At 36.0% G+C, this 5588-nt stretch carries 5 protein-coding genes; 2 read left to right on the forward strand and 3 right to left on the reverse strand.

From position 1 onward, the window contains the following. Positions 1-325: 325 nt before the first annotated feature. Entirely contained in the window at positions 326-1591 is a 1266-nt protein-coding gene (fabF, locus tag GO685_RS03110) for a beta-ketoacyl-ACP synthase II (protein WP_175937532.1), read from the reverse strand. Between the two features lie 6 nt (positions 1592-1597). Next, positions 1598-1864, reverse strand: a complete 267-nt coding sequence (gene acpP / locus GO685_RS03115; RefSeq protein WP_175937533.1) for an acyl carrier protein — start codon at positions 1862-1864, stop codon at positions 1598-1600. A gap of 151 nt (positions 1865-2015) precedes the next feature. Here acpP and GO685_RS03120 point away from each other — a divergent pair, with 151 nt between their 5' ends. Both GO685_RS03120 and GO685_RS03125 read left to right on the forward strand, forming a co-directional pair. Beyond that, positions 2016-2816 carry a polyprenyl synthetase family protein gene (locus tag GO685_RS03120; protein ID WP_175937534.1) on the forward strand — a complete coding sequence of 267 codons (801 nt, stop codon included), beginning with the start codon at positions 2016-2018 and terminating at the stop codon, positions 2814-2816. Beyond that, positions 2809-3708 (forward strand): FKBP-type peptidyl-prolyl cis-trans isomerase, encoded by a 900-nt coding sequence (locus GO685_RS03125; RefSeq protein ID WP_175937535.1) that lies wholly within the window; start codon positions 2809-2811, stop codon positions 3706-3708. The genes GO685_RS03120 and GO685_RS03125 overlap by 8 nt, the downstream gene beginning before the upstream one ends. Positions 3709-3720: 12 nt before the next feature. Here GO685_RS03125 and GO685_RS03130 read toward each other — a convergent pair whose 3' ends face one another. Beyond that, positions 3721-5217: a proton-conducting transporter transmembrane domain-containing protein gene (locus tag GO685_RS03130; RefSeq protein WP_175937536.1), complete on the reverse strand. Its 1497-nt coding sequence runs from the start codon at positions 5215-5217 to the stop codon at positions 3721-3723. Between the last annotated feature and the right edge of the window lie 371 nt (positions 5218-5588).

Raw genomic sequence — 5588 nt, forward strand, 5'->3', positions numbered from 1 at the left:
TCTTATGCATTGGGTAACCTCCTATTGTTGCTAAAATACTGGAGTTTACCCTATTTCTCTCTCTACTCTCTTTCTAATCCATAGTTAGCGTATTTAGTGCTAAGAACCGCTTTTACAAAACGTAAGAATGATATTTTTATGATAAAATTATGTTAAGTTTTTATAAAGCTTCTTGCATATCTTTCAATAGTGGTAACTTTGCTAAAAAGCAAAGTTTAGTTTTGCTTGGCTTTGTTGCATGCTTTCATGTGATACAGGATACAAACCTCAACTACTTTTGTTGTAAAATAAGCGCCTTGTAGGCAAGCATAAACGATAAAACTAATTATACTTTTCCAAAGATGAGTGATGCGTTAGTGCCACCAAAACCAAACGAATTAGAAAGCGCATATTGGATTTTATGCTCTTGAGCTTTAAACGGTACAAAATTTAAATCACATCCTTCTGAAGGTTTGTGCAAGTTTAAAGTTGGGGGAGTAATTCCTTTATTTAACGCAAGAATACTGAATATTGCTTCAACGCTGCCTGCAGCACCAAGTAAATGTCCTATAGAGGATTTAGTTGAAGAAACTGGTATCTTATAAGCGTAGTCACCAAATAACTGTTTTATTGCTATTACTTCGATTTTATCTCCGAGTGGCGTTGAAGTTCCATGTGCATTGATATATCCGATTTGATTTGGACTAATTTGTGCACTCTGTAAGGCAAGCTGTATTGCTTTTAACACACCTCTTCCGCTTTCGTGCGGAGCGGTAATATGATAAGCATCTCCCGTTAGTCCATACCCAGTAAGTTCTGCATATATTTTTGCACCTCTTCTCTTTGCATGTTCATACTCTTCCAATACTAATATACCTGCTCCTTCACCCATAACAAATCCATCGCGTTCTTCATCCCACGGTCTTGAAGCTTCTTCAGGCTTGTCATTAAACTTAGTTGATAATGCCTTCATAGATGCAAAGCCTGCAATTCCAACCCTACAAAGTGCACTTTCTGTCCCACCTGCAATCATTACATCTGCTTCGCCAAGTTTTATAGCTCTTGCTGAGTTTATGATTGCATGCGCACCTGTTGCACATGCGGTTACCGCTGAATCGTTTGGGCCTGTAAATTCGTATTTAATAGAAATATGACCAGATATTAAATTTATCAAACTTGCAGGAACAAAAAATGGGCTGACACGTCTAGGCCCTTTTTCCTGCATAATAATTACGTTTTCCTGAATTGATGGAAGACCACCTATACCAGAGCCAACAACCACACCAACGCGTTCTCGATCGATATTTTGACTTTCTAAAATTAGTGAATCGTTCACTGCTTGAATAGCGGCTGCAATGCCGTAATGGATAAAACGATCTGTCCTTTTTAGGTCTTTTTCAGAGATATAATCTAGCGGGTTAAAACAGTGTCCAATATTATTACCTTGTAGGGGAACTTGTCCTGCGATCTTGCTTGCAAGATCGGAAGCATCAAATCTGCTGATTTCCTTTATACCAGACTCACCATCTACTAACTTAAGCCAAGTGTTTTCAACATCTGCCGCGAGTGGAGTAATTGAGCCAATACCGGTAACTACTACTCTTCTGCTCATTTAATACTAATTATTGTTTTTTTTGTTACTGATGTACTCAGCTATCTGCTCTACAGTTTCCATTTTTTGTGCATCTTCATCAGGAATTTCTATGCCAAACTCTTCTTCTGCCGCCATGATTATCTCAACTGCATCTAAACTATCTGCGCCATACTCTGAAAGCTTTGAGGAGCTGCTAAACTTCTCTACATCCTTACTAATGTGCTCCAGTACAATCTTTTTCACTTTTTCTTCTATGTCTTCTCTAGTGCTTTTTGCTAGTTCGCTACTCATTTTTTACCAAAAAATAACCTATTCTTTGATGTTATAAAAAATTTTCATGTTTGCAATACCTTTTATGATTGATAGACTATTACAAAATTTTCTATTGCCCTAGCTGAAATGTGCTTCAACATTATGTGCTGGGAAATTAACAAACTCGCAAATGCTAGACGAAATAACAAAAAATTTACTTATCGCAGAAATAAACAAATTTCTGCCTGAAGATAGCCAAAGCAAGCTTATATCAGCTATGCGTTATATGTTTCTTGCCCCCGCAAAATATATACGTCCATTTTTAGTCACAGCTTCATCACGAGTATTTAATGTGAAAGCTGAGAAAATAATACCAATTGCTGTGGCAGTTGAGTGTGTTCACACCTACTCTCTAATTCACGATGATTTGCCATGTATGGACAATAGCGATATCCGCAGAGGTCAGCTAAGTTGCCATAAAAGATTTGACGAAGCAACAGCGGTGCTTGCTGGAGCTGCGCTACTTACCCTCGCTTTTGAAATACTATCTTCGCTAAATGAGGATAGCAACAAATGCTGTGAAATTATAAAAGTACTCTCTCAAGCGATAGGAACTAGGGGAATGGTAGGAGGACAGATTTTGGATATTGATGCAGATTTCTCTAAAATAAAAGAAATCCATTTATTAAAAACCGCAAAACTATTTGCAGCTTCATGTGAAATAGGCGCTATAATGGGAAATGCTACAGATGAGCAACGAAGAGCGTTACATGATTATGGAATGAACCTAGGGCTTATCTTTCAAGCCAAAGATGATATTGAAGACCATAAACAAGATGAGGTAAGTAACTTAATGTCTATACTCGGTAAAAGTGAAACAAAGAACTATATAGAAAGTCTCTTTAAACAAGCTTTGGATAATTTGAGTGAACTTTCAGGCGAAACTAATTATTTATACAATTTGTTGAATCGGGTAAAAAACGATGGTTAGAAAAATTGTATTACAATTGCTCATTTCCATAGTAACAATTTTCACTTTAACTTCCGCTTTTGTTTTCACCATCGTTCAAATAAACAAAAGCAGGCCAGAAAAGAGAGACAAGCTTTATGAGTTAAATACTACGAATGATGGTTTGGTACAGACAATAGCATATTACCTAGTGAAGCCAATACTTGAATCAGTACTTGACCACTATATCGAAAAGCATGGGCTGAAGAAGTATTTAAAAGAAATAACACAGCAGGAGAGAGAGGAAAATTCAATAAACTTCTATGAAATTACAGAGGGCAGTGGCAGCAGAGTTCTATGTGGTCAAGAAGTCCTGCTGCAAATGTATAAAATATCTAATAACCTAGCGGCACCACTTCCGAGTCAAGTCCCTAATGTTACTTTGAAAATAGGTCAGGATGATTGGAAAGAGGTGGGCCTAGGAATAATGGGTATGAAAGAAGGAGGAGAGCGTGTAGTTACTGTAAACATTGCCAATGACAACAAAACGAACTTTAACTCTTACTACGTAAAACTAATCGAAGTAAAAGATAAATACCCCGACTCAGTAAATAATATGATGATTTTCAATGACTTAATTAATAGGGCTGGAAAACAAGTAAGATGTGGTGACGAAGTGTCAATTAAGTATAGCGTAATGGGTTATGATGGTGAATATATAATCAAAGATCAAACAGCGCAATTCAAAGTTGGTGATAAAAAAGTACCGCTTGCCATAGAGCTTGGAGTAGTTGGAATGAGAGCTGGTAATAACAGAACTATCATTTCTCCACCGGAACTTTTGAATGTTACTGATGGTATGTTAATCGGAGATATAGATTTTAACGAAGAAAATGTTTCTATAATTAATCTCAGCTTAGATGCCAAAGCTTAAAGGCAAGATACTTTAAAATATTACTTGGTAACTGAGGAAAATAACAAAAGTACATATTGCAGTGATAACTGGTGGTAAAACCAGAAAAATAGGTGTCTTTTTAACGAAAAAATTCTTAGAAGGCTTTGAGAAAAAAGCATTGTAAATTATTGGCAAAAAGTACATAGCATTTAGTATAGTGCTTACTATTAATACAAGAGTAACAAATACAGAAAGTGCTACATTGCCAGAGCTAAAAACAGCCTGAAAAATGAGAAACTTACCCCAGAAAGTTGGAGCAGGTGGCACTCCGATCATAGATAACGCACCTATAGTAAATGCTGACATAGTAATTGGCATATTTCGTCCTATGCCATGAATTCTATCTACATATTTTTCACCTGTTTTCGTTATTATGCTGCCTGCAACAAAGAATAGAGTGATTTTTGCAAATGCATGACAAACTAAATGAAAAACTGCAACTCTTGCGCTAAGGTCGCTAAAAATTGAAGCGAACAGTATAACATATGATAATTGGGAAACGGTAGAGTAGGCGAGCAATTTTTTCAATTCCTTCTGCTTGAGTGCAATCAATGGAGCAACAATGATGGTGAATCCTGCAGCATAAGGCAGCCATCCTCCAGTAAACCAACTTTGTTGCGTAAAGCGTTGCAGATTATCGGTACCAAAAGTGTACAATATGACTTTTATAATGATGAAAACCCCGGATTTCACAACAGCAACAGCATGTAGCAGTGCGCTCACAGGAGTTGGTGCAACCATTGCTTTTGGCAACCAAAAGTGCATTGGCATTAATGCAGCTTTGCCTATTCCGTAAATCAGCATAGCAAAACACACTGCAATGAAAGTGACAAGCGAAGTGTCAAATTTAAATATTCCACCACTTACAAAGTCTAAAGTATGAAATTTACTATATAAGAACCCGAGAACTGGAAAAAATAGTACTAAGGAAGAAAAAAACAGCACACCAAAATAATAACGCCCAGCTATCATTGATTCATTTGTTGTGTTATAGGTGACAAGAGGATAAGTACTCACAGTTAAGAGCTCATAAAAGACAAATGTAGTAAGCAAATCGCCAGAAAAAGCAATAAATATTGCACAACTGATCGATATTGAAAGAAAACACAGGAAATTTGAGTAATTATTACCAGGATAGTTATTCTGCATATAACATATTGCGTATACACTGGTTAATATCCATAAGAATGATATTAATAAACTAAATACCACTCCAGTGGACTCTAGCTTTAAGCTAATGTGCAAGTTGCTGCCAAAATCCATAAGGATAAATTGAGAATAATCACCATATGCCCAATATAAAGTGCAAAGACACGTATACGTAAATAAAAGTATAGAAGAGGCAACAGTAACGCTGTTGCTTACTCTAGGCCATTTGCCGGTAAAAAAGATAACCACTGCGCCAAGCAGCGGAATCAGCGCAGTAATTAACAAATAATTTTCAGTGATTGCGAACGGTAAGGAAAGAGGTGTTAAAACATATTCCATTAAATAATTCATTCTTTTGCTTGGGTAAAGCTAGAATTATACTCAAATCACAAGAAACTACCACTTTTTTGGTAAACAGAAGGACATCCAAGATCTGAGATGCTATTCTAAGGCCATGTGTGGAGGCTGTTTTTTTGTTTAACATATTTAAGCTTAAAAAATAAGATTTAATAGGACAAGTATAAAAAGTTAAATATTTTTTCAGAATTGTGTATAATTATTAATACTTTTCAAATTTTTTTCTTATGGCTCTTTCAAAGTTTCTGGATCCAAAAAATGATCTAGGCTCTGTGAACAAGAGTTTGTCATGAGAAAATAAGGAAAGATGTAGCAAAAACTGGTAGTTTAACTTAGCTAAAAATAGAGAAACT

It is taken from the genome of Wolbachia endosymbiont of Madathamugadia hiepei (assembly GCF_013366855.1).
In the GTDB taxonomy this organism is placed as follows: Bacteria; Pseudomonadota; Alphaproteobacteria; order Rickettsiales; family Anaplasmataceae; genus Wolbachia.